Raw genomic sequence first — 25,987 nt, forward strand, 5'->3', positions numbered from 1 at the left:
TAAGTACATTTGCACAAAGTGTAATCTTAAAACGAACAGAAATATGGAAGTAATAACAATCGAGAAGAAAACGTATGAAGCCATGATGGAGTGTTTCCGCATTTTGACCGCCAAAGTCGATGCCCTGTGTCGGGAATGTGACGAGAAGCGTATGGGCAGATGGCTGGACAATCAGGATGTCTGTCAAATCCTGAACATCAGTTTGCGTACCTTGCAGACCTACCGTAGCAACCGAATGTTGCCCTATACACAAATAGGGTATAAGATGTTCTACAAGCCGGAGGATGTCGGGAAACTGCTCGAACAATCCTCCGCTTTATGACCAATGAATAATATCACCACTAAATCCGATGTAAAATATGGACAACGACGTAAAGACCAAGAACAATGAAGAGATTGCGCACTTTCTCAACGCGAGCGACCGCATGATAAAGGGAATTGATGCCTTGCGTAAAAAGAACAGACCTCTGCTTAACGGGCATCGCTATCTGACGGATGATGAGTTATCCCGCCTGTTACATATCAACCGACGCACGTTGCAGGATTATCGCAACATGGGAAGAATCTCCTTTGTTAAGTTAGGCGGAAAGGTACTCTACCGGGAAGAAGATGTAGAAAAACTGTTGCAGGAGAATTATCGCCCTCGGTTTGAGAAGCCTTGACAGAGCAACAGGCAGTAAGAAACTCTTCTCTTACTGCCTGTTCTCATATTCAGTTGTACCATCCGCCTTTGCCATAACACACAAGTAATGGAGGACTTGTTCTCTTCTTTTCGGTCAGTCTTCCGATTATCCATTGACGGAAACTCTTTGCCTGTGGAGAAGCAAAGCGAAATGACAGCATCGTAATCATTTCAAGGTTGTATAAATCCACCGCACGATCCCTAAACAATAGCGTTTGCATTACCTCATCTTCCCTGAGCAAGCCATCTTTGAAGATAGACTTGATGTGGCTGTTTACCTTGCCGGAGAATACGCCGAACAAATCGGCTATTTCACAAGCCGACATCCAAACGGGAGTTGTCGGGATATGTACTTTTCCATTCTCTCCAATGGTTATGATTTCTCTTTTCATCGTTCGTCCTTCTTTTATATAGTGATCCCATTGAACTGCTCTATCTTACTCAGTTTATCGGAAAGTGCCGCCATATCTCGACTTTCCTTTTCGTGGGTGATTTTGGCATAAATCTGCGTGGTGCGGATGTTCGTATGTCCGAGCATCTTGGAAAGGGTTTCGATGGGAACGCCGTTGGTCAGACAGATTTCCGTTGCCATGGTATGGCGGCTGGTGTGCCACGTAATCTCTTTTTCGATACCGCAGAGTCCGATGATTTTCTTGATGTTCTTGCAGGCGGTAATATACTGCGGAACGGGCAGGAGGTAATCCTCCTTCGCCATGCCATCGTACTTCTCGATAATCTGCTTCGGAATATCCAAAAGCATGATATTGGACTCCACACCTGTCTTTTGTCGCTTGGTCATAATCCAGAGTTTACCGTCAAAAGAAGTCTGAAGGTTATCTTTGGTCAGGTTCTTCATATCGGTAAAGGACAAGCCTGTAAAGCAACAGAAAACATACAAATCCCGAGCAAGTTCCATTGATTTACGCCTGAATTTCAAATCCAACAGCCTGCGGATTTCATCCTTGGTCAGATAGTCCCTGTCGGTACTCTCGGCGGATATGCTGTAATCCACGAACGGGTCACGAACTATCCATCCGTGATTCTGGGCAATGGTAATCATACGGCGCAGGGGCATCATGTAAATCCATACCGTGTTGTTACAGCATTGCTTTTCGGTGCGCAGGAAGATGTCAAAGTCGGTAATGAAAGCCGGAGTGAGTTCTTTCAAAGCAATGTCGCTGACACGGTAGCGGTTCTTGATGAACTCCTCCAAATGCTTATAGACCGTGCAATACTTGTGGTAGGTGGATGGGCATCGCAAGCCTGCATCGACCTGTTTGAAAAAGTCCTCATTGTGCTGGGCAAAGACTTTCAGCAAGGTTTCATGCCGCATTTCCAAGCCCAAGAAAGCGTTCTTCACTTTCTCGGCAGTGACATAGTTATCCCGCTCGGCTATCTCCTTGTATTTGGCATTGATACCGACACGTATCTTGTCTAAGAAACGATTGGTTTCCAACGCCACGGTACTTTTGCCCGAAGCACGGTTGCTCTTGATGTCCCACAAGTCGGGATGGATGTCGCATTTGCAACTGAACTGGGCTATCGTACCGTCAATGGTGATACGGCACATCACGGGAACGGAACCGTTCTTCTTGGGGGTGTTCTTTTTGAGGTAGAACAGAACCTTAAACGTACTACGCATAACTCTGACTTTTTACGGTTTACAAAACTATTCATTGTCAGGTTATTTGTTGCTATGCAAAACATTGTCGTTCAATGGTAAAGAAACAATCCGCAATTTATTTGCCTGTTTCTTTTCATCGAAGTACCTTTGCAGGAGGTAATCCCCGAAATTCAGGTCGGATATTGCGCTGTTCGTTACCGCTTTTCCCAACCCTCACTTGCAAAGGAGGCGGTAATGTTTTGGTAACGCTGCTCTGTCCGAAGTAGGCATAAGCCTGTCTTTTCGAGGTTTTGCGCCGAAAGGCTTAAAAATCAGAACCGACTGACTCACAAATCATTCACGCTATTTCGCCTTTTCTTGAACCTTGGGGATAGATTTTCAGAAAGAAAAGTGACATATTGTTTGGCGGAATAAAATAAAAATTCTACTTTTGCAAAAGGAACAGTTGCATTATGCGACTGCATCGTCTAAAAAACAAGATATGAAGTCATACGCATCTTTTTATTACTTTTATTTTTACTTTGCAAGGAATTGTAAAGCGGGAAGTTGCGTGTGAATTTCAACTTAAGGTTAGAATGAATTAAAAAACAAAATACGAAACGGTCCCGCTTGTAAGAGCGAGGACCGTTTTTCATTTGTCAACGTATGAAGAAAATAGCAATACAGGGTGAACGTGGTTCCTTCCATGACATCGCAGCACATCAATATTTTGATGGCGAAGCGTTTGAATTGCTTTGCTGTAAGACGTTCGAACAAGTGTTTGAACATATTCAGCATGACTCATCTGTGATTGGACTCGTAGCCATTGAGAATACGATTGCCGGTTCATTGCTCCATAATTATGAACTGTTGCGTTCGAGTGGGGCTGTTGTGATAGGCGAACAGAAACTTCATATCAAACATGCGCTATGTTGTCTTGCCAGTGAGGACTGGAGTGATATCCATGAAGTGCATTCCCACCCCGTGGCTTTGGCGCAGTGTCGTAACTTCCTTGCCATGCATTCTGAACTAAAAGCTGTGGTCGCAGAAGACACAGCCGGCAGTGCAGCATACATTGCTCATCATGCAAAGTACGGTTGGGCTGCTATATGTTCGAGTTATGCTGCCGAGCTGTATGGCATGAAAGTGTTGCAGGAAGACATTCATGACAACAAGCATAACTTTACGCGTTTCCTCGTGTTGAGCAATGCTTCGCAGGCCTCTTTGCTCCGTTCGGAAGAAAAGATTAACAAGGCGAGCTTGGTGTTCAGCCTGCCCGATGAAGAGGGAAGCCTGAGTAAAATCCTCACTATTCTCAGTTTCTATGGTATCAACTTGACGAAAATCCAGTCGCTTCCCATTATCGGTCGCGAGTGGGAGTATATGTTCTATGTTGACATTGTTTTCTCAAATCCCATGCGTTATCGTCAGAGTATAGATGCCATCACACCGCTTGTAAAGAACATAAAAATACTTGGAGAATATGAAAGCAGCAAATAGAGTCAATGAAATTCAGGAATATTATTTCAGCAGAAAACTGAAAGAAGTTGCCCAACTCAATGCCGCTGGTGAGAATATCATCAGTTTAGCCATTGGAAGTCCCGACCTTCCACCGTCTAAACAAACCATAGATAAGCTTTGTGAGGTGGCGCGTAGGCCTGATGCTCATGGCTATCAGCCAACTGTTGGGACGCCTGAACTGCGCGAGGCTATGGCTACTTTCTATCAGCGTTGGTATGGTGTGACGTTGGATCCGAAGACTGAAATCCAACCTTTGATAGGAAGTAAGGAGGGTATTCTGCATACAACGCTGGCCTTTGTGAACCCTGGTGATAAGGTGTTGGTGCCCAATCCGGGGTATCCTACCTATACCAGTTTGAGCAAGATTCTCGGTGCAGAGATTGTGAACTATAATCTGCAGGAGGACAATGGCTGGCAGCCCGACTTTGAAGCTTTGGAACAAATGAACCTCACGGGAGTGAAATTGATGTGGGTGAACTATCCCAATATGCCCACAGGAGGCAATGCACGCCGTGAAACTTTTGAGCGATTGGTGGCTTTTGCCAAGGTTCACGACCTCGTCATCGTCAATGATAATCCTTATTCTTTCATTCTCAACGAGGGCGAGAAGCTTTCAATCATGCAGGTGGAAGGTGCACGCGACTGCTCAATTGAGTTCAATTCGATGAGCAAAGCCTATAACATGCCGGGCTGGCGTGTTGGCATGTGTGTTTCGAACCCTACGTTTATCAGTTGGATATTGAAGATAAAGAGTAATATCGACAGTGGCACATTTCGCGGTTTGCAGTTGGCTGCTGCCGAGGCATTCAACACAAATGATGAAGCTTGGCACCGCGAGTATAATGTAGATGTGTACAAGCGCAGGCGCAGGATTGCCGAGAAAATTATGACTGCATTGGGCTGTTCGTTTGATGCGCAGCAGGTGGGAATGTTCCTTTGGGGACGCATTTCCGACCATTACGCCGATGTGGAAGAACTTACAGAACGTGTGCTTCATGAGGCGAAAGTATTCATTACGCCTGGTTTTATCTTTGGTGAGAATGGTAAACGCTATGTGCGTTTGAGTCTTTGTGCCAAGGAAAAGCAGTTGGAGGAGGCGCTGAAACGGATATTGAAGCTACAACTTTGAACATTGAATTTTACCATTAGATAGGAAAAAATGGTTCATAAAGCTTATTGGAAAAGAATAATGTTATAGGAACTAAATATAAAACGTCAAATATTAAAGTAGAGAATATATGGAACTTGAATTGAAACCTCTGAATTTACCCAGCGACAAGGAACGCCCTTCCTGTGTGATAGCTGGCCCATGTTCTGCCGAAACAGAAGAGCAAGTATTGACAACAGCACGCCAATTAGCTGCCAAAGGTTGTCATATCTTCCGTGCAGGAGTTTGGAAACCACGTACCAAACCAGGCGGTTTTGAAGGTAATGGTGAGAAGGCTCTGCCGTGGTTGAAAGAAGTGAAAGCGCAGACGGGAATGCTGACTGCCACAGAAGTGGCAACGCCCGAACATGTAGAGCTGGCCTTGAAATATGGCATTGATGTGCTTTGGATTGGTGCCCGCACGAGTGCTAATCCCTTTGCAATGCAGGCTTTGGCTGATTGTCTGCAAGGTGTTGACATTCCTGTGCTGGTGAAAAACCCTGTAAATCCGGATATAGAGTTGTGGATTGGAGCCTTGCAGCGTCTCAATCAGGCTGGCATTAAGCGTCTGGGAGCCATTCATCGGGGTTTCTCAAGCTTTGATAAGAAGATTTATCGCAACTTACCAATGTGGCAGATACCTATAGAATTGCGGCGTCGCATACCTGAACTGCCAATGATTTGTGATCCCAGTCATATCGGTGGACGGCGTGATTTGATAGCACCTCTGTGTCAGCAGGCTATGGATTTGGGTTTCGATGGGCTGATTGTTGAAAGCCATTGCTCACCCGATGAGGCATGGAGTGATGCCAAACAGCAGGTGGCTCCTGATATTTTGGATTATATTTTGAGCCTTCTTGTGGTGCGTGATGAGCATACAACGACCGAGGGATTGCGTCCCTTGCGTGCGCAGATAGATGAACTCGACAATCAATTAATGGAACTTCTGGCCAGACGTATGCGTATCTGCCGTGAGATAGGAACTTATAAGAAAGAACATAATATGACCGTGTTGCAGACCAATCGCTATAATGAAATCCTGTCAAAGCGTGGTGCTCAGGCCAGTCTTTGTGGCATGAGTCCCGAGTTTGCAGCGCAAGTGTTTGAGCATATTCATGAAGAGAGCGTGCGTCAGCAGTTGGAAATCGTAAATCAGTAAGCATGAAAATATTGATTATGGGAGCAGGAAAGATGGGGAGTTTCTTCATCGATCTGCTTAGTTTTGAGCATGAGGTGGCGGTTTATGAAAAGGATGCAATGCGTATGCGTTTCACCTATAACTGCCAGCGTTTCACACAGTTGGATGAGATTAAGGCCTTTGCACCCGAGTTGGTAATCAATGCTGTGACCGTGAAATACACGCTCGCAGCTTTCAAAGAAGTGTTGCCTTGTTTGCCGGCAGAGTGTATTATCAGCGATATTGCCAGTGTGAAGACGGGCTTGAAAGCGTTCTATGAAGAGAGTGGACACCCTTATGTAAGCACTCATCCTATGTTTGGCCCAACCTTTGCCAACCTTAATCAGTTGAGCGAAGAGAACGCAATTATCATCAGCGAAGGTGACTATATGGGGCGTATCTTCTTCAAAGACCTCTATCAACGACTTGGACTCAATATCTATGAATATTCTTTTCAGGAACATGATGAGACCGTTGCTTACTCTTTGAGTATTCCGTTTGTCTCTACTTTCGTGTTCGCTGCTGTGATGAAGCATCAGGATGCACCGGGAACAACCTTCAAACGCCACATGCAAATCGCTAAAGGTGTGTTGAATGAAGACGATTACCTGTTGCAGGAAATCCTCTTTAACCCTTATACGGGCGGTCAGGTTGTGCAGATTAGGCAGGCTTTGAAAGAACTCATTGACATCATCGACCGAAAGGATGCAACAGCGATGAAAGATTTTTTGATGCGTATTCGTAACCATGTAAAAGACGATATTGTCTGAAAAAAATGTGCCTATGAAACTGTTTTATCTTCTGCTTGGCATCTTTACTTTCGTGGAATTGAACTGCGAGAATCTTTTCGATACGCAGCATGATTCCTTGAAACAGGATATGGAATATCTCCCCGACAGCTATCATCATTGGAATGCGAACCGTTATTGGAAGAAGCTTAATCACATCGGGCAGGAGATAATTGCGTGTGGAGGAGAGGGAAACAACTGGGTGTTACCTGATTTAGTCGCGCTCTGTGAAGTTGAAAACGACTCTGTCATGCGTGACCTAACGAAGCGCTCGCTGCTCCGTCAGGCTCGTTATGAATATGTGATGACCGATTCACCCGATATCCGAGGCATTGATGTGGCTTTGCTTTATTCGCCTTTTACCTTTCGTTTGTTGTATTGGCATGCCATTCGTGTGACGCCACTCAAGGGCATGCGACCCACGCGTGACATTCTCTATGCTGCCGGACAGATAATTTCTGGCGATACGCTTCATGTGTTTGTGGTGCATGCACCGAGTAGAAGTGGAGGTGAAATTGCCACATGTCCTAATCGAATGGCAGTGGTCAAGCGGTTGCAGGAGGCGGTAGATTCCGTGAAAAGCAATTCAGTTTCTGCTCATATTATTATCGCGGGAGACTTTAATGACTATACACAAGATGTTAGTATTCAATATCTTATATCTTGTGGTCTTGCTGATGTTTCGGCGTCAGCTAAGGGAACTCATGGGGCAAAAGGAACCTATAAATATCGAGGTGAGTGGGGAAGTCTGGACCATGTGCTGTGCAGTGAAGCCCTTGTTCCTTTGTTCCGAAGTTGTACGATAGCTGATTTTCCATTTCTGTTAACTGATGATGAAGTTTATGGAGGTTTGCAACCCTTGCGTAATTTCCATGGTGCAAAGTATCTTAATGGCTTCAGCGACCATCTCCCTTTGGTTGTAAAGTTTGATTTTTAGGCAGGAATAATCGGGGAATATGATAATGAAAAGGATTTTTCTTAATTATTTTTAAATTCCAATCCAATTCATCTTATTTCTCCGTTATATTATGTATTTTTGCATAGTCTAAAATGGGCCAACTTTCATGCTTATAGAGAGAGCCTCTTTTATAGTGGGAGAATTATAAAAAACTAAGGAACGTAATTTATGTTTGAGAACTTAAGTGATAGGTTAGAACGATCATTCAAAATACTGAAAGGTGAAGGTCAAATCACCGAAATCAACGTTGCCGAGACTTTGAAAGACGTACGCAGAGCTTTGCTTGATGCCGATGTCAATTTCAAAGTTGCCAAGAGTTTCACTGATACTGTAAGGCAAAAAGCCATGGGTATGAACGTGCTCACGGCTGTCAAGCCTGGTCAGTTGATGGTGAAGATTGTGCATGATGAACTGGCAGATTTGATGGGAGGTGAAACCGTTGATATCAAACTTGAAGGCCACCCTGCTATCATTTTGATGAGTGGTTTGCAAGGTTCTGGTAAGACAACTTTCAGTGGAAAGCTCGCTAACCTGCTTAAGAATAAAAAGAATAAGAAGCCTTTGTTGGTAGCTTGCGACGTCTATCGTCCCGCAGCTATTGAGCAGTTGAAAGTTGTTGGTGAGCAGATTGGGGTTCCAGTGTATTCGGAACCCGAGAGCAAGGATGTTCTCACGATTGCCAACAATGCTGTCCGCGAAGCGAAGGCAAAGGGCAATGATGTCGTTATTGTTGATACTGCAGGTCGTTTGGCAGTAGACGAGGAGATGATGACAGAGATTGCCAATCTGAAGAATGCACTCCACCCAGACGAAACGCTCTTTGTAGTTGACTCCATGACCGGTCAAGATGCTGTAAACACGGCAAAGGAATTCAATGACCGTTTAGATTTTGACGGCGTGGTGTTGACCAAGCTCGATGGTGATACTCGTGGTGGTGCAGCCCTTTCTATCCGTACGGTTGTCACCAAACCCATTAAGTTTGTCGGTACAGGTGAGAAGATGGAAGCCATTGATGCGTTTCATCCTATGCGTATGGCCGACCGAATTTTGGGTATGGGTGATATTGTTTCGCTTGTTGAACGTGCCCAAGAACAGTTTGATGAAGAGGAGGCTAAGCGACTTCAGAAGAAGATACAGAAGAATAAATTTGACTTTAACGACTTCCTCGGACAGATTGAACAAATTAAGAAGATGGGCAATCTGAAGGATTTGGCAAGTATGATTCCAGGGGTTGGCAAGGCCATTAAAGACGTAGATATCGATGATAATGCTTTCAAGGGCATTGAAGCAATCATCAAAAGTATGACTCCAAAGGAGCGCACAAGTCCTGAATTGCTCAACACAAGTCGCAGACAGCGTATCGCGAAAGGTTCGGGTACGAGCATTCAGGAGGTGAACAAGCTCATCAAGCAATTTGACCAGACGCGCAAGATGATGAAGATGGTCACGGGAAACCAGATGGCAGGCATGATGAGTCGCATGAAAGGGATGAATATTCCAGGCATGCCAAAGCTCTGAAAAGAATAAAATAATTTACAAGATATGCAGCTCATCGACGGAAAAGCAACGGCAACAGCGATTAAAACTGAGATTGCAGAAGAGGTAAGGAAAATCATTGCAGCCGGTGGTAAGCAACCTCATTTAGCTGCAGTTCTGGTTGGTCACGACGGCGGATCAGAGACCTATGTTCGCAATAAGGTTATCGCTTGTGAGCAATGCGGGTTCAAATCAACCCTTATCCGTTATGAAGCTGATGTAACAGAAACTGAACTTCTGGCCTGTGTAGACCGTCTGAATAAAGATACGGATATTGATGGGTTCATTGTTCAGCTGCCTTTACCGAAGCATATTGATGAGCAAAAGGTGATTATGGCGATTGATTACCGCAAGGATGTTGACGGTTTTCATCCCATTAATGTGGGACGAATGGGCATCGGACTCCCTTGTTTTATCTCGGCCACTCCATTGGGAATTCTCACCTTGCTCAGACATTATCATATTGAAACGAGTGGCAAGAAGTGTGTTGTGTTGGGACGCAGCAACATTGTAGGCAAGCCAATGGCGCAGCTGATGATGCAGAAAAACTTCGGAGATGCAACGGTGACGGTGTGTCATAGTCATTCGAAAGATTTGAAGAAAGAGTGCCGTGAGGCCGATATTATCATAGCAGCTATTGGGCAACCTGACTTCGTTACGGCCGACATGGTGAAAGAAGGCGCGGTGGTGATTGATGTGGGTACGACCCGTGTTCCCGATGCAACGCGTAAGAGTGGCTTCCGCTTGAACGGTGATGTCAAGTTTGATGAGGTGGCCTCGAAATGCAGTTTCATCACTCCTGTGCCCGGAGGTGTGGGGCCGATGACCATCTGCTCGCTGATGAAGAATACTTTGTCGGCAGGAAAGAAAGAATATTATAAGTAGACTAATTACATTAATAGTAACTTGATTTTTTTATAACTCTCTAATTTTTTTGTGGGACTGGGGCGCAGTGATGCGAGTCAGTCCCGTTTTTTACCTTGTGACCCATGTGGTAATCTGACGCAAATCGTGTTATAATTTGATGCAGAACACGCGGTGATTTGACGCATATTGCATGCTAATCTGACGCTAATTGAGAGACCATCTGACGCTAATCGCGCAGAAGAAAAGAATAAAACTAATCATATACAGTCATATAACATGAAACATGGAACAAAACTTTTGGTGGCAGCTCTATTGAGTTGTGGCTCATTGCAGGCGCAGAATGTCGTGCCAGCCTATGCTATTCAGGGTAAAGACTCTACCTGTCAGATCTTCGTTTATTCACCAGGAGAGCGCGAAGGACTGCATCTTGCATTCCTTGGGGATGATGAAAAGTGGCATGAAGTGGGGCAACTTTGCGCATCTGATTATGGCCCATGGGGAGTAGAGAAGCGGATGTTTGATCCCTTTGTGACTAAGGCCAATGACGGAACGTGGCGAGCTGTGTGGGCTGTCAACAGCACTTCGCCTGTGTTTGCAGCTGCCTATTCAGAGGATTTGGTTACTTGGCGCCCGCAGGATTATCCTGTTGTGCGCGAAAAAGGCATACATCAGCCCGTTGTCTATCAGATGGGTGATGGCTCGTTCGACATCTATTTCAAGACGGCAAAAGGCAAACGCTATGTGCAGGCTACTGAAGATTTCCGACATTTTGTAGAAGATTCGCTTGCATCAGAAGCCGATGACATTCTTTGGCAGGTGGATAATGCCGAAGTGAATGGGAAAAGTTATAAGGGAAATGCGTTTGATGTGCCGGCTATGCACTTGAATTATATCCGCTCTTGGTTTGCTGCTTTGAAAAAGGATGCAGCGCTCTATGCTGAGAGAATGAAAGATGATGCACAGCGTTTCGCTTCACTGCACAAACCTGTGGAAGCTACATTGCATGTGGACAATGCGCAAACGAAGTCCATAAGTAACAAGCTTGTGGGTGTTTTCTTTGAGGATATCAGTCGTGCTGCAGACGGAGGTCTCTATGCACAGCTGCTTGAAAACGGTGACTTTGAATATACTTCGGCCGACCATAAGGGGTGGATGGCCCAGACAGCATGGACTTCTGACAAGCCTATGGTGATTGCGACAGACCAGCCTTTGAGTAAGAATAATCCACATTATGCTATTCTGGATCAAGCCACATTGGTGAACCAAGGTTGGGATAAGACGATTTACGACCGTGGCGGACTTTATGATTTCTCGCTCTATGCGCGTTGTTTGGAGCCAAAGAAAGGTCAGCTGATTGTGCAGTTGGCAGATAGTATGGGGCAACCTTTGGCCGAAGGAAAACTGAAAGTCAAGGGAACTGGCTGGCAGCAGTATTCACTTGTGTTGAATACTGTGGGCAAGAAGCGGGCGCAACCCGTGCAACCAAAGAACTGTAGTCTGCGGATTATCAGTGTCAAGGAAGGGCGTGTGGCTGTAGATATGGTGTCATTGTTTCCGCACGAAACCTATAAGGGGCATGGCATGCGAAAGGATATTGCAGAGGCGATTGCTGCCTTGAAGCCTAAGTTTATGCGTTTCCCGGGTGGCTGTATGCTGCATGGTGACGGATTAGAGAATATCTATCATTGGAAGGAAAGCATTGGCCCACTGTATAACCGCAAGCCCGACCGCAATATATGGGGCTATCATCAAACGCGAGGTTTAGGCTTCTACGAGTATTTTCAGTTCTGTGAAGACATCGGCGCAGAGCCACTTCCCGTGCTTGCAGCAGGTGTCCCATGTCAGAACTCGGCAGCCAATGCCGAGGGTATTGCCGGCCAGCAGGGAGGTATTCCTATGAATGAGATGCCTGCCTACGTTCAAGATGTACTCGATTTGATAGAGTGGGCGAATGGTGATGCTGCTACTTCGAAATGGGCAAAGATGCGTGCTGATGCCGGACATCCTGCTCCGTTTCAATTGAAAATGATAGGCATTGGCAATGAAGACTTGATAACAACGCAGTTTGAAGAACGCTATCTGATGATTTGCAAGGCTGTGAAAGCCAAATATCCGGATATTGAGGTCGTTGGTACGGTAGGCCCATTCCATTATCCATCGGCCGATTACATTGAGGGCTGGAAGTTTGCCAAGGCCCATAAGGAAGTGATAGATGCCGTGGATGAGCATTATTATGAGTCGGCAGGTTGGTTCCTTCATAATCAAGACTATTATGATAGCTACGACCGTAAGGCCCCGAAAGTGTACTTAGGCGAATATGCTTCTCGCACGCGAACAATGGAGTCTGCGCTTGCCGAGGCTGTTCATCTGTGTAATATCGAGCGTAATGGCGATGTTGTTGAGATGACAAGCTATGCTCCATTGCTTTGTCATGAGAAACATCAGAATTGGAATCCCGACATGATTTATTTCAATGCTTCGGAAGTGAAGACTACGCCGAGCTACAACACACAGGCCCTTTTCTCTCAATTCTCTGGCGACAGCTACGTTGCTTCGCGTGTGGAAATAGCGCCGGAATTGGCTTATCGTATGGCCGCCAGTGTGGTTAAAGACAGTCGTTCGGGCAATACTTATTTGAAATTGGTCAATGCGCTGCCTGTAACGGTCAGTCTGAAGGTCGACGGACTTGCGCTTCCTGCACAGCCTCGCATGGTTTATTTCAGTGGGAAACCTGGTGACGAAAGCAGCCAACTGCGTTCTTCTGAAGAGTCTGGTGCTTTAGTAAATGTGCAGAATGGACGGTTGCTATTGCCTGCATATAGTGTGGTAGCAGTAAGCATTGCTCCTTAATGTCTCTCGAAGTTGGTAAAATGTGCGGAAAGAGGCATCGAAAATCGGCAGAAAATACTTTCCCAAGGTTGGGAAGACTGAAAAACAGTGATAATCGCCTTTCCCAAACTTGGGAAAACCAAAAAAACGGAAGAAAATGGCCGTCCCAACCTTGGGAAAACAAAAAATCAGCGAAAATCGACTTTCCCCCACGAGGGAAAGTCAAAAAATGCTGAAAATCATTCGTCGCTCGTAAGCGAAATGCAGAAAACGCGAAAAATCATTCAGATACGGAAGTAAATCGTCGACTTTTTGGAAAAGCTGCTCAAATACGATAGTAAATTGAAGATTTCCAGAAAAAGCTGCTCAAATATGATAGTAAATTGAAGATTTTCGAGAAAAATTGTCCGTCATCCATGGATGAAAGCGAAAAAGAGATAAAAAATGCTCGTCATCCACGGATGAAAGCAAGAAGAGATAAAAAATGCTCGTCATCCGCGGATGAAAAGCAGAAGATGAGAAAAGCGGCAGAAAATACACTTTTGAATGACAGAGCTTTTTATATTTCAATCTCTTGTATGCCTCCGAATGCCACAAGGTTTTCGAAGGCATTTTCTTTTGCAAACAGTCCGCCATAAATACCTGCACAGATGAGCACTCCACCGTGAGCAAAGATAGCAACGTGGTCATAAGATTGTGTCTTTAACCAATCGAGGAAAGCTGAAACACGGTTGTAGAGCAACGGAAAACTCTCACCTCCTGTAGCTTCAAGATGCATATAGTCTTCATACCACGCCAGAATGTGCGGGTCTTCTTTGGCAATGTCATCATAGAGTCGCATTTCCCAATCGCCCATGTTCATTTCTTTGAGTCGGTTGTCGAGTGTGGGATGTGGATATCCACAATAGGCAGCGAGCTTGCGTGCACGCGTCAAAGGTGAGGAAAAAACAGCATCGAAAGGTTGCTTTTTCATGAGGTTTTGCTTCGTGACAGCAGCTTCTTCTTCGAATGAATTGGCCACGGGAACGTCGCTCCAACCATAACAAGTGCCTTTAGGGACGTCCACTTTGGTGTGTCTGATGAGCGTTACTTTCATAGATTGACTGGCAGTTGAAATGAAATGATGATATAGGTGAGATAGAAACTGAGTTCTGTCAATAGGAAAACAGCACCGCAACAGTCGCCTGTGTAACCTTGAATGCGATGATACATCAGCAGATAAAGCAGATAATATACAAGTGCAGGAATCGCGATAGAGAGGTAGGGGACTCCTATGAAATACCATAGAAGAATGGCGGGAAGCATACCTTGGAAAAAGAGAAATATGCCCGATTTGATGCTTAATTTACGGTAGACCACGCGGTTTTTGGCCGTTTCAGCTGTTCGTGCATAGGGCATATATTGAATGAGATTGGCTGAAATCATTTTGAAAAAAGGGTCGGCTGCGAGTATCATCAGAGCCGTGGTGCGAGGTGGAAGAATGGTCAGACATTGATAAAGCAACAGGAAATAGAGCACTAATCCAAGTACACCATAGGTTCCAATGTGGCTATCTTTCATAATGTCGAGTATGCGTTGGCGGTTGCTTCCCCCTCCTCCAAAACCATCAATGAAGTCGGCAAGTCCGTCTTCATGCAGTGCTCCGGTAATCATAATGCGCATGATGATGGATGCAATAGCAGCTAAGGTGACAGGCATAAACAGCGAACCAAAGTAAAGTGTGGCCGACATGCAACCCGCAGTAAGCCATCCTGTAAGCGGCCATAACTCTACTACGGTTTCATAAGCTTCTTTCTTGGGTTGGTATATGCGCCAAAAAGGGAAGCGAGTAAAGAAAGTCAAGGCAGCAAACAGGCGGTCGCGCCATGAAATATTGTTTTGAATATCAATTCTCATCGGTTAGAAATATTTGGTGATATGAGCATTCTCAAAGTTGTTCATCTCGTTCATCATGCGTATGGCAGAGTCGATAATCGGGTAGGAACATAGTGCGCCTGTGCCTTCACCGAGTCTTAAATCTAAGGATAATAAGGGATTGGCATTCATAAGGTTAAGCATATCGCGGTGTCCTACTTCATTACTGCAATGACCGAAGACGGCATAAGCGAGAATATCAGGATAGAGTTGAGAGGCAGCCAGCATGCAGGCTGTCATGATAAATCCGTCAACAAGGATGACCATGTGACGTTCTGCAGCACGGAGCATTGCCCCGATTGCCCCCACCATTTCAAAGCCTCCGAAGTAGCGGATAGCATCAATGGGCTGATAGTTTTGTGCTTGAAAATTGTCAAGCGATGCTTGCAGAACCTCAAGTTTATGGCGTATGCCTTCGGAATTAAGTCCGGAGCCTGCACCAATGCAATTCTTCAAGGGAAGTTTTCCAAAGATACTCATCCAGATACTAGAAGGGCTGGTGTTTGCAATTCCCATTTCGCCAAGACTGATAATGGTACACCCTTCTTCAGCGCACCTGTCAACAAGTTCTGCACCTGTATGTATTGCTTGGTTGAACTGTGCTTCGGTCATGGCCGGTCCATAGCGAAAATTGGCTGTGCCTCGCGCTATCTTGCGGTTGATAATGTCAGGAAATGCACTTAAATCGTGGTCAACTCCCATATCAACAATCCACAGTTTAAAACCATGCTGACGGCAAAACATGTTCACACCTCCGCCTCCTTGAGTGAAATTAATCATCTGTTGCCAGGTCACATCGCGTGGAGATGCAGATACATGCTCACGTTCAATGCCGTGATCACCACCGAAAAGCAGGTGGCAAGGATAGGCAAGAGAGGGAGTCAATGATTGTTGAATAAGTCCTATTTGCAGGGCAAGTTCTTCTAATCTTCCCAATGAACCTTTGGGCTTATTCAGATTGTCTATCTTGTTGATGAGCGCCTGTCTGATACTTCTATCGGGTATTTCAATCTTGAAATTCATCTTGTTCATTTAATCTTGACAGGTATTCCTGATACCATAAGAATTACTTCATCTGCCTTGGAAGCTACATATTGGTTCATCCATCCTTCCATATCTGTGAATCGTCTTTGTATAGCATTGTCGCTTACTCCACCGCTTCCTATCTCATTGGTTACAAAGATGAAAGTGGCTTCTTGGTTGGTAAATTTATCAAATTCTTCCTCTATGGCTCGCAGTGCATCATCAACACAGGGCTGTTCGCTCACTTTTCGGTCTTTGTCATAGAAGAAGTTAGTACACCAAAGTGTAATGCAGTCAATCACACACACCTTATTATATATATTATGCCGTGACAGATATTTCTCTTCTTCTATGTTTGTCCAATTACTTCCCCTGCGTTCTTGATGCCGTGCCACACGTTGTCTGAACTCATCATCCCATATATGTGCGGTTGCCAAATATATGGGGTGGCTTGTCATGGATAAGGCCAATTGTTCTGCATACATGCTTTTGCCAGAGCGTTGCCCACCTGTAATCAATATGATTCTCTTCATGTTGCGAAGATACTAAAAAGTTGTTTAGGAATAGGTAGACAGCAATGAAAACAACAGAAAATAACCTTTAATTAGGTTAAATAATTGATTTTTCTCATTTTTTATGTTCTATAGCATAATTTCTGTTGTAAAAATTTGGTTGTTTCGATATTTTTTAATTACTTTGCACACGTAAACAAGAAAAAGAAATACAAACAATAATTATTAATTAATTAATTTTTTAGAGAGACATGAAAAAGTTAGTTTTATTAGCTGCTGCTGCTTTGATGACAGTATCGGCTTCTGCTCAGACAGTACAGGAAAGCAAAACTTTTGATAACATCTATGTCGGTGTTAATGGTGGTGTTGCTACAAAGACAACTGGTCATTCTTGGCTGAAGGGTTTGGATCCTAACGCTGGTGTTCGTATCGGTCGTTGGTTTACTCCTGTTGTAGGTTTGGCAGTTGAAAGCAATGCTTATTTCTCAAATAAGCCTTACACTTCAACAGGTACGATTGTTCGTTTCTTGAATACAAGCTTGTTGGGTACTGTTAACTTGAGTAACTGGTTTGGTGGTTACAAAGGTGAGCCACGTCCATTCGAGGTTGTTGCTGTTGCTGGTCTCGGTTGGGGTCACTTGTTTGGTAACTCTGCTGAATACAAACGTTTCGAACAAGTTAACAACTTGACTTCAAAATTGGGTCTTGACTTCGCATTTAACTTTGGTGCAGAGAAAGCTTGGCAGTTCTATGTAGAGCCATCTATCATCTATGGTTTGAATGATGAGAGCGGTACTCCGTACAATATGGGTAATGGTGGTATCCAGTATAATATCAATCACAGCTATGTTCAGTTGAATGCAGGTTTGATCTACAAGTTCAAGACCTCTAACGGTACTCACAACTTCAAGATAGTTACTCCTCGTGATCAGAACGAAATTGATGCTCTTAACTCACAGATCAGCGATCTTCGCAGTGAACTTGCTAAGAAGCCAAAAGAGGTTATCAAGGAAGTTGTTAAGGAAGTTCCTGGTGCAGCAACAGTTGTTAATCCATTGTTCGTAACATTCGCACAGGGCAAGTCTACTTTGACAAGCGAAGCTAAGTCTGTTCTTGACAACGTAGCTAAGGGTAGTACAGTTCAGATTGTTGGTACATCTTCTCCAGAGGGTTCAAGCTCACTTAATAAGAGACTCTCTCAGAACCGTGCAAACGTTGTTGCTAACTACTTGAAGAATAAGGGTGTAAACGTAGAGAAAGCTGATGGTAAGGGTGTTCAGGGTACTACATCTAACCGCCTCGCTGTAATTTACGTAAAGTAATTTAGCTAATACTAATTACAAAAATATATCCCCGATGGAGCAATCCATCGGGGATATATTTTTTATGTATATAGCGTTTTTATTCTATAGATACAATATATTGTGGATTAAGTCAATGTGAAACATTGATAATCTAACCTGCATATTCGTTATTATCATCTGTCTAAAGTATTGATATTGGACTTAGCTGCAATCAATAGACAATGAAAGTTCTAATGAAGAATTTTATTAAGTCAGTTTATAATGATTTCAATATTTATAGGACAATCTTTTATACAGTCCAATGCTTGGTTTTAATTTGTATTGAATTACGATGTAATCTGACTCATATTGCACGCTGATTTGACGCAGATTAGGCGCTGAAGTGACGCAAGTTGAAACGTAATATGCGCTATTTTACATGGCTTTTTGGAATTTAAAAACCAGTAAAATAGCGCATAAAACGTTTAAAGGAATATTCCTTGTTTGGAAATCTATACCGAAGTTTAACACGAAAAGATGCAAACTACTGCTTACGATAAGTTAGATTGAATACTTTTTGGGGCAAACTAACTCAATATGCAGCAATCCTATATACTATTATATTCACTGATAGTCTTTTTGTGTCATGCTTTTTTACTATGGAATATGAGCTGTACTATGATGATATTCACGAAATACAGCTATCTTTTATCAATGAAAGTTTCGAGTACTTTTGTGTGCCCATTCATAGGAATGAGGTCATAGTCAGCGATTACTGCGGGGATCATGCAGCTGAAACCCTCACGTAATTCAATCTCGTCTCCTGTCTTATGAATATGAATTTTGCAATCACCTTCAAGACACATCGTAATGACAAAGCTGTCGTTTCCGATGAGGTTGCGGTGGAATGGGGAAGACGTGTCAACGATGTGTACATTGAAATAGGGTGTGGAAAGCACCGGACAGTCACACTCTGTTTGAATGGAATAATGTGTGCGATAGTCTTTTTCGACATGAAAATTGAGGGCTTTGGCTGCTAAGTCCGTATGCAGTTCTCGGGGTTTCCCGTCAATGCCGGGTCTGTTGTAATCATAGATGCGATAGGTGAGATCGCTGCTCTGTTGTACTTCGGCCAGCAGAATACCACCGCAGATAGCGTGCACACGTCCGGCAGGGAGATAAAATACATCACCTGCATGTACCTTGTGGCGTGCCAATACATCAGTAATAGTGCCGTCGGCAATGCGCTGTTTATATTCATTTTCGTCTATTTCCTGCTTAAAACCCACATAGAGAGAGGCTTCAGGATCAGCGTCGATGATATACCACATCTCGCTTTTCCCGAATTTTCCATGTACTCTTTGTGCCATTTCATCATTGGGATGAACCTGTATGCTGAGGTCATCTCGGGCATCAATGAATTTCACCAAAAGAGGCATTTGCCTTTTATATTGCTTGGCAACATGTTCTCCCAATATCTCTGTAGGATAGCGATTGATGAGCGAAACGAGATCCATGCCTTTGAAATCACCATTGGCAATGATGTTAATACTTGATGGCACGGCACTCACTTCCCATGATTCTCCCACGGGAGCAGCATGTTCTGGCAGATGTTTCCATGTTGTGAGTTTCTTTCCTCCCCACACGGTTTCATGCAGGTTGGGTTCAAACAGTAGCGGATATAAATGTTCCATAAGTTTATGTTGATTTTATTTGAGACTCTCGCGATACCAGTCATAGAGTTTCTCTACGCCTTCTTCGATTTCTATCTTGTGTGTCCAGCCGAGGCTATGCAGCTTATCTACATTGATGAGCTTGCGTGGCGTACCGTTGGGTTTTGTTGCATCCCAGATGACTTCTCCGGTGAAATTGACAGTTTTAACGACAAGTTCGGCGAGCGCGCGGATTGTGAGTTCTTTGCCCGTTCCTACATTGATGTGGCAGTTTCGGATTTCACCAAGCGACGGAATGGCACCGCCACGACCCTCTGAGTTGTTGCGGTCTACAGTGCCGTCAGTCTTTGCACCATAGAAAACAGATGAATATTTGTCAATGCCGATGATGTTCTTGAAGTCAACATTCAACAGCACATGTACGCTGGCATCGGCCATGTCTTCACTCCAAAGGAACTCGCGCAGCGGACTTCCATCGCCCCAAAGTGTCACCTTGTTGTCTTCGATGCCATAGAAAGCAAGTGCTTTCAAGATGCGTTCTTTCGTGTTGTTGCCATCAACATTGCCTTCACCGATGCGTTCGCGCAGGGCGTCCGTTGGGTTGATAGGACGTTTGTTCATGTCGTTTCGGATAGCCTCCCAGTCATTGTCATGAATGAGTTTTGCTAAATAAATCTTGCGCATCATTGCCGGCATCACATGACTATTCTCCAGATGGAAGTTATCATTTGGGCCATAAAGATTGGTAGGCATGACGGCAATATAATTCGTTCCATATTGCAGGTTGTAGCTTTCACACATCTTTAGTCCGGCAATCTTTGCAATGGCATATTCTTCATTCGAGTATTCCAAAGGTGAAGTAAGCAGGCAATCTTCCTTCATTGGCTGTGGTGCATTCTTTGGATAGATGCATGTGGAGCCAAGGAAAAGCAGTTTTTTGACACCATGTTTATACGCATTTTCTATCACGTTGCATTGCATTTTCATGTTCTGCATGATGAAATCGGCACGGTAAAGATAGTTGGCCATAATGCCTCCGACGAATGCAGCTGCAAGCACTACTGCATCTGGTTGTTCTTCATCGAAAAACTTTCTGACGGCCAATTGATCTGTCAAATCCAATTCCTTGTGACTCCGTCCGACGAGGTTCGTATAGCCGCGTTGCTCTAAATTCTTCCAAATGGCAGAGCCTACGAGTCCGTGATGGCCTGCAATATAAATCTTACTGTCTTTTGCTAATGTCATTTTCTTATGGTTTATATCCTGTTGTAACTAATTTATTTGCGTGTAACTCTGACGAAAAAGAGGATTAAGAAGATGTAAGCGATGAGCGAACATACCTCACTTAATGGGTTCGTCCACCATGTTGCAGGTACAGAAAGCCCCATGTCGGATAACCAAATCTCTAATCCTGCAAACTTCAACAATGCACTTACAACACCCATCAGCGCTCCCCCGGCGATAAAACCACTGGCAATGAGCGTGCCACGCTCGCCACGCTGCTTGTTCACTTCTGCATCCTTGCTGCGCGAAGTCACCCACCAGTTGATAGCACCACCAACAACAAGCGGTACATTCAGTTCCAAGGGAATGAACATTCCTAATGCAAAGGCCAACGCTGGAACCTTACATAGTGTGAGGATAATGGCTAATAGTGCACCGATGCCATAGAGTATCCAGGGCGCACCAACACCATTCATGAGCGGATCAATAACAGCAGCCATTGCATTGGCCTGTGGAGCAGCAAGACTTCCACTTGCAAATCCATAGGTTTCATTAAGCAACATCATCACACCGCCTACTGTAGCAGCACTCACTAACGTGCCCAAGAACTTCCAACTCTCTTGTTTTCGTGGTGTCGTTCCTAACCAGTAACCGATCTTCAAATCAGTGATGAAGCTGCCCGCCATGCTCAATGCAGTGCAAACTACGCCTCCCATTATGAGCGCAGCCAACATGCCGGCATATCCTTTCAGACCAACGAAAACCATCACAACGCTGGCTAAAATCAAAGTCATCAGCGTCATTCCAGATACAGGATTGCTGCCCACGATAGCAATTGCATTGGCTGCAACTGTGGTGAAAAGAAATGCTATGACTGTCACAAGCAATATTCCCACAACTGCAAAAAGCAGATTTCCATGCATCACTCCCGTTAGGAAGAAGATAAAAGTGAGCAATAACACGATAATACTTCCCACGGCAATAATCTTGAAACTGATGTCACGTTGCGTGCGTTTCACCTCATCCATGCTTCCACCTTTCCCTTTCAACTCACGTGCAGCAAGGCCAACGGCATCGCGAATGATACCCCAACTACGGATGATACCAATGATACCGGCCATTGCAATGCCGCCGATACCAATGCTTCGGGCATAGGAACGGAAAATCATTTCGGGACTCATGGCACCCACAGTCTGTGTAATAGAGGGATCCCATTGGTTTAATATCTGGTCATGGAAAAGGAGTGACATGCCCGGAACAATCAACCACCACACTGCCAAGCTTCCAAAACAGATGTAAAGTGCATATTTCAGACCAACGATATAGCCCAAACCAAGTACGGCTGCACCTGTATTTACCTTGAAAACAAGCTTTGCTTTGTCGGCCAAATCAACGCCCCAACCAACAACACGGCTTGTGAAATTCTCATTCCACCAGCCGAATGATGCTACGATAAAGTCGTAGAGACCACCTACAAGACCTGATAACAGAAGAGGTTTTGCCTGGTCTCCGCCCTTGGCACCGCTCACAAGAACTTGCGTGGTGGCTGTAGCTTCGGGGAAAGGATACTTGCCATGCATGTCGCTGACAAAGTATTTACGGAATGGAATAAGGAACAATATGCCTAAAATACCTCCCAATGCCGATGCAAGAAATATCTTGATGAAAGACGTTGTCATTTCAGGATACTTGGCTTGAAGGATATAAATGGCAGGCAAAGTAAAGATTGCACCGGCTACAACAGCCCCTGAACAGGCACCGATACTTTGGATAATCACGTTTTCGCCAAGTGCATTGCGCCGTTTGGCAGCTGTAGAGGCTCCCACTGCGATAATGGCAATCGGGATTGCGGCTTCGAAAACCTGGCCGACTTTCAGTCCCAAATAAGCGGCAGCAGCCGAGAAAAGCACAGCCATGAGGATGCCCCATATAACTGACCAACTATTAACTTCGGGATAAACTTTCGATGGGTTCATCACCGGTTCATACTCTTCGCCTTCCTTAAGTTCACGGAACGCGTTCTCGGGCAGCTGTACTGCCTCCAACTCTTTTGTCTCTTTTTCCATAATTTCGTAATCTTCTACAAAGGTAAAGCAAATGAAGATAAAATCAAAATAATTGGGAGTTTTTGCATAAGAATATTCACATTTGTCATGAAGATAGCATGAAGTCTTTTTGTTTAAGCATAAAAAAATCGGGAAGCAGCTATTGCCTCCCGATTTTATATCGTTCTTATTTCAGCAGGTCCGGACGCAAACGCTTGGTTCGTTCCATAGCCTGATCAAATTCCCATTGGCGTACTTTCGCCTCATTTCCACTGAGAAGGATTTCTGGAACCTTCCAACCTTTATAGTCAGAGGGGCGGGTGTAGATTGGCGCAGCAAGCATATCGTCTTGAAAACAGTCGCTCAAAGCACTCTGTTCGTCACTGATTGAGCCAGGAATAAGCCTTACAATGGCATCTGTCATCACTGCAGCGGCAAGTTCTCCGCCTGTCAATACGTAGTCACCGATACTGATTTCACGTGTAATCAGATGATCTCTGACGCGCTGGTCTATGCCTTTATAGTGGCCACAGAGAATAATGATATTGCCTTTCAGCGACAATTCGTTGGCTATATGCTGGTCGAACTGTTCACCGTCCGGACTGGTATAAATCACCTCATCATAGTCGCGTTCGGCTTTGAGGGCTGAAATACAGCGGTCAATCGGTTCACACTGCATCACCATACCTGCGCTTCCACCATACGGATAGTCATCAACACGGCGCCATTTATCAAGTGTATAGTCACGAAGATTGTGCAAATGGATTTCTGCCAAGCCCTTTTTCTGGGCGCGTGCAAGGATAGATTCTGTGACAAATCCTTCAATCATCTCCGGTATTACTGAAATAATATCAATTCTCATGGCTGCAAAAGTAATGCTTTTTATCGGATTGGACAAGTCTGCCGCAGTTTTATCGGTTCTCTGTCCCTTGTTTTATATCATTCATTTCCAAACAGGTTGATGAATTCTTCTTCTGAAATAATGGGGATTCCAAGCTGTTGTGCTTTCTGATTTTTAGAACTGGCAGAGGTCACATCGTTATTAATCAGATAGTTGGTCGACTTGCTGACGCTTCCCGTTACCTTTCCTCCCTGGCTCTCAATGTAGGCTTTCAGCTCGTTTCGGTTCTTGTAATGGTTCACATCGCCGGTTACAACAAAGGTCAATCCCTTACAGTTTTCACCGCTTGCCTCATTGTTTTCCTGGCTGATATGCACCTGTCGGAGCAGTTTTTCAACCATCATACGGTTCTCTTCATCATGAAACCATTTCACAATCTGGTTGCTTTTTTCGGGACCAATGCCTGCAATGAGCGAGAAAGGAGCCTCTACTCCCGGCACAGTTTTATCGCTTTTACCGCTTGCAATATCAATAATCTCATGCAGCGGATAGGCACTGAGCAGTCGTTTGCAAACGTCCTGACCACACAATGGAATACTCAACGCATAGAGAAAGTGGTGGGCTTCAACATCGCGGGCCTTTTCAATAGCATGTAATAGATTACGCACACTCTTCTCACCAAAGCCTTCCATGAATGAAAGTTCAAGCGCATGGTTCTTGAGTTGATAAAGATCGGCATATTCTTTCACCCAACCTAAGTTGATGAACTTTGCCACGGTCTGTTCCGACATGCCGTCGATGTTTACGCCTTCCTTGCTCACAAAGCGGGCAAACTTGCGTAACTGTTTGGCCGGACACTTGCCATTGGTGCAGTGAAGGGTCTTGGTTTCGCTGGCCGTACTCATGGTAATCTGAGTCTTTGAACCACAAACAGGGCATGTTTCAGGTATCTTCAAATCACCAATCTTTTCGTTGACACGGATTACTTTGGGTATGATTTTATTGGCTTTGATAACACTCAATTTCGTCCCTTGACCGCCAATGCCTAAGCGTTCGCATTCACTGATGTTGCAAAGTGAGGCACGTTTCACGGTTGTTCCCTCCAATTCAACCGGTGTAAACACGGCAACCGGCGATATGGTATTGGCTGCACAGCTCCATTCTATGTGGTCTAAAACCGTGTCTGCACTTTCATCTTGCCACTTAAAAGCATAGCCGGCACGCGTAGCATGATGCCCCGTGACATTTCCTGTCTGTGCAAATGTCGTGTCATCATAGGTGATAACCAAGCCATCGACAGGGTAGGGATTTACCTTTCCGGTCACTTTCTCCGTCCATTTTGCAATCACCTGCTCTATATTTTGCAGGGTAGGGACCTCAATCTTCTCGCGTTCTACGGCTTTCATGCCGTTTTGTTCGAGCCAGTCCATACGTGCTCCCCACGAGTTTATCGGCTCTTCTGCATACACCAATGTAAAGGGTATCCAGTTGAGGTGACGCTGTCTGACCTCGTTTACATCCTTCAATGTCAGCGAACCCGAGGCCAAGTTGCGCGGGTTGGCATATTCTTCATCGCTCTCGATATTGAATTGTTCGAAGTCTGCATAACTGATAACACATTCTCCCCGAACTACAACATGCCCCTTGGACTTAATCTCTTGGGGGATGCCTTGAATGGCATTGGCCAGATGAGTGATATTTGTTCCGAGATGTCCGTTGCCTCGTGTCACCACTTTTGTAAGCTTTCCATTGTCGAAAGTGACCACAAGTGTCAAGCCATCAAGCTTCCAACTGAGCCAGATTGGACGTCCCTCGGCCCATTTAGCAAGCTCTGTGGGCTGTTTGGTCTTGGCCAATGAAAGGGCAGGAAACTCATGTTCTTCTTTCTGTCCGGTGATGTTGTCTTCCGAAACGCGGTTGGTTGGCGAGTCGGGAAACTTCTGTCCGGTTTCTGTTTCTAATTGCTTCACTTGGTCGAACATGGCATCCCATTCGTAATCGGTCATCAATTCGCCTTGTCCGTTATAGTATGCATCTGCAGCCCGATTGAGCAAATCAACCAGCTCGCGCATTTTTCTTAGTTTGTCTTCTGCCATTTTTTTAGATATAGATGGTTATGGTTTAGCAAATATACAATATTTATATTACAAATCGTTGATAATGCCATAAAAAGTTGTTACAGTTTGTATGAGATGAAATTCAAAGGGAGTTCGGATTTAAAATACCGTGTGTTCTCCTCATCAGAGAAACTACTTTTAATCATGAGATAACAAAAGATGAAACAGCTTGTTGATAAGACTATGATAATGAGTGATTTATAGTTATGTTGTAACTTGCGTCACTTCAGCGTGTAATTTGACGCAG

At 44.6% G+C, this 25,987-nt stretch carries 22 protein-coding genes; 11 read left to right on the forward strand and 11 right to left on the reverse strand.

The window, feature by feature from the left end; all coding sequences use genetic code 11:
• The first annotated feature begins 43 nt into the window (after window positions 1-43).
• Entirely contained in the window at window positions 44-322 is a 279-nt protein-coding gene (locus tag EL210_RS06155; protein ID WP_004585710.1) for a helix-turn-helix domain-containing protein, read from the forward strand.
• Window positions 323-359: 37 nt separating this feature from the next.
• Window positions 360-662: a helix-turn-helix domain-containing protein gene (locus EL210_RS06160; RefSeq protein ID WP_004585711.1), complete on the forward strand. Its 303-nt coding sequence runs from the start codon at window positions 360-362 to the stop codon at window positions 660-662.
• Between the two features lie 49 nt (window positions 663-711).
• On the opposite strand, the gene EL210_RS06165 is transcribed toward EL210_RS06160, so the two are convergent.
• Together EL210_RS06165 and EL210_RS06170 are read right to left on the reverse strand one after the other, a co-directional pair.
• Window positions 712-1,074, reverse strand: coding sequence for a hypothetical protein (locus EL210_RS06165; RefSeq protein WP_004585712.1), 363 nt, complete (start codon window positions 1,072-1,074; stop codon window positions 712-714).
• Window positions 1,075-1,088: 14 nt separating this feature from the next.
• Window positions 1,089-2,324: a site-specific integrase gene (locus tag EL210_RS06170; RefSeq protein WP_018920053.1), complete on the reverse strand. Its 1,236-nt coding sequence runs from the start codon at window positions 2,322-2,324 to the stop codon at window positions 1,089-1,091.
• Window positions 2,325-2,951: 627 nt separating this feature from the next.
• On the opposite strand from EL210_RS06170, the gene EL210_RS06175 reads away from it, so the two are divergent.
• The 8 genes from EL210_RS06175 (at window position 2,952) to EL210_RS06210 (ending at window position 13,129) form a co-directional block, all read left to right on the forward strand.
• Window positions 2,952-3,785: a prephenate dehydratase gene (locus EL210_RS06175; RefSeq protein ID WP_018920054.1), complete on the forward strand. Its 834-nt coding sequence runs from the start codon at window positions 2,952-2,954 to the stop codon at window positions 3,783-3,785.
• Window positions 3,769-4,935 carry a pyridoxal phosphate-dependent aminotransferase gene (locus tag EL210_RS06180; protein ID WP_018920055.1) on the forward strand — a complete coding sequence of 389 codons (1,167 nt, stop codon included), beginning with the start codon at window positions 3,769-3,771 and terminating at the stop codon, window positions 4,933-4,935. The genes EL210_RS06175 and EL210_RS06180 overlap by 17 nt, the downstream gene beginning before the upstream one ends.
• A gap of 109 nt (window positions 4,936-5,044) precedes the next feature.
• Window positions 5,045-6,112, forward strand: coding sequence for a bifunctional 3-deoxy-7-phosphoheptulonate synthase/chorismate mutase type II (locus tag EL210_RS06185; protein WP_018920056.1), 1,068 nt, complete (start codon window positions 5,045-5,047; stop codon window positions 6,110-6,112).
• A gap of 2 nt (window positions 6,113-6,114) precedes the next feature.
• Window positions 6,115-6,900, forward strand: coding sequence for a prephenate dehydrogenase/arogenate dehydrogenase family protein (locus tag EL210_RS06190; protein ID WP_025879485.1), 786 nt, complete (start codon window positions 6,115-6,117; stop codon window positions 6,898-6,900).
• A gap of 13 nt (window positions 6,901-6,913) precedes the next feature.
• A complete protein-coding gene (locus EL210_RS06195; RefSeq protein ID WP_025879484.1) occupies window positions 6,914-7,855 on the forward strand; it encodes an endonuclease/exonuclease/phosphatase family protein in 942 nt (313 codons plus the stop codon).
• A 189-nt stretch (window positions 7,856-8,044) separates the two neighbouring features.
• A complete protein-coding gene (gene ffh / locus EL210_RS06200) occupies window positions 8,045-9,394 on the forward strand; it encodes a signal recognition particle protein (RefSeq protein ID WP_018920059.1) in 1,350 nt (449 codons plus the stop codon).
• 24 nt (window positions 9,395-9,418) lie between these two features.
• Entirely contained in the window at window positions 9,419-10,297 is an 879-nt protein-coding gene (folD, locus tag EL210_RS06205) for a bifunctional methylenetetrahydrofolate dehydrogenase/methenyltetrahydrofolate cyclohydrolase FolD (protein ID WP_018920060.1), read from the forward strand.
• 258 nt (window positions 10,298-10,555) lie between these two features.
• The gene (locus EL210_RS06210; protein ID WP_018920061.1) at window positions 10,556-13,129 is read left to right on the forward strand and encodes an alpha-L-arabinofuranosidase C-terminal domain-containing protein; all 2,574 of its coding nucleotides are present in this window, start codon (window positions 10,556-10,558) and stop codon (window positions 13,127-13,129) included.
• 538 nt (window positions 13,130-13,667) lie between these two features.
• On the opposite strand, the gene cobC is transcribed toward EL210_RS06210, so the two are convergent.
• Genes cobC through cobU form a run of 4 tightly spaced genes read right to left on the reverse strand, consistent with a single transcriptional unit; the run spans window position 13,668 to window position 16,578 of the window.
• Window positions 13,668-14,204 (reverse strand): alpha-ribazole phosphatase, encoded by a 537-nt coding sequence (gene cobC, locus EL210_RS06215; protein WP_018920063.1) that lies wholly within the window; start codon window positions 14,202-14,204, stop codon window positions 13,668-13,670.
• Window positions 14,201-15,004, reverse strand: a complete 804-nt coding sequence (gene cobS, locus EL210_RS06220) for an adenosylcobinamide-GDP ribazoletransferase (RefSeq protein WP_018920064.1) — start codon at window positions 15,002-15,004, stop codon at window positions 14,201-14,203. Before cobS ends, cobC begins: the two co-directional genes overlap by 4 nt.
• A 3-nt stretch (window positions 15,005-15,007) precedes the next feature.
• Window positions 15,008-16,045, reverse strand: coding sequence for a nicotinate-nucleotide--dimethylbenzimidazole phosphoribosyltransferase (cobT, locus tag EL210_RS06225; RefSeq protein ID WP_026285923.1), 1,038 nt, complete (start codon window positions 16,043-16,045; stop codon window positions 15,008-15,010).
• Between the two features lie 5 nt (window positions 16,046-16,050).
• A complete protein-coding gene (gene cobU / locus EL210_RS06230; protein WP_018920066.1) occupies window positions 16,051-16,578 on the reverse strand; it encodes a bifunctional adenosylcobinamide kinase/adenosylcobinamide-phosphate guanylyltransferase in 528 nt (175 codons plus the stop codon).
• Window positions 16,579-16,808: 230 nt separating this feature from the next.
• Between cobU and EL210_RS06235 the strand changes: the two genes are divergently transcribed.
• Window positions 16,809-17,879, forward strand: coding sequence for an OmpA family protein (locus tag EL210_RS06235; RefSeq protein WP_018920067.1), 1,071 nt, complete (start codon window positions 16,809-16,811; stop codon window positions 17,877-17,879).
• 662 nt (window positions 17,880-18,541) lie between these two features.
• Here EL210_RS06235 and EL210_RS06240 read toward each other — a convergent pair.
• From EL210_RS06240 to ligA, 5 genes are all read right to left on the reverse strand, one after another.
• Window positions 18,542-19,534, reverse strand: a complete 993-nt coding sequence (locus EL210_RS06240) for a type I phosphomannose isomerase catalytic subunit (protein WP_018920068.1) — start codon at window positions 19,532-19,534, stop codon at window positions 18,542-18,544.
• 15 nt (window positions 19,535-19,549) lie between these two features.
• On the reverse strand, window positions 19,550-20,758 hold the full coding sequence (locus tag EL210_RS06245; RefSeq protein WP_018920069.1) for a GDP-L-fucose synthase family protein: 1,209 nt from the start codon (window positions 20,756-20,758) through the stop codon (window positions 19,550-19,552).
• A 32-nt stretch (window positions 20,759-20,790) separates the two neighbouring features.
• A complete protein-coding gene (locus tag EL210_RS06250; protein ID WP_018920070.1) occupies window positions 20,791-22,803 on the reverse strand; it encodes an OPT family oligopeptide transporter in 2,013 nt (670 codons plus the stop codon).
• Window positions 22,804-22,969: 166 nt separating this feature from the next.
• Window positions 22,970-23,644, reverse strand: a complete 675-nt coding sequence (gene trmD, locus EL210_RS06255) for a tRNA (guanosine(37)-N1)-methyltransferase TrmD (protein ID WP_004378780.1) — start codon at window positions 23,642-23,644, stop codon at window positions 22,970-22,972.
• A gap of 77 nt (window positions 23,645-23,721) precedes the next feature.
• Window positions 23,722-25,719: an NAD-dependent DNA ligase LigA gene (ligA, locus tag EL210_RS06260; protein WP_018920071.1), complete on the reverse strand. Its 1,998-nt coding sequence runs from the start codon at window positions 25,717-25,719 to the stop codon at window positions 23,722-23,724.
• Window positions 25,720-25,987 lie beyond the last annotated feature (268 nt).

This window comes from Segatella oris (assembly GCF_900637655.1).
In the GTDB taxonomy this organism is placed as follows: Bacteria; Bacteroidota; Bacteroidia; order Bacteroidales; family Bacteroidaceae; genus Prevotella; species Prevotella oris.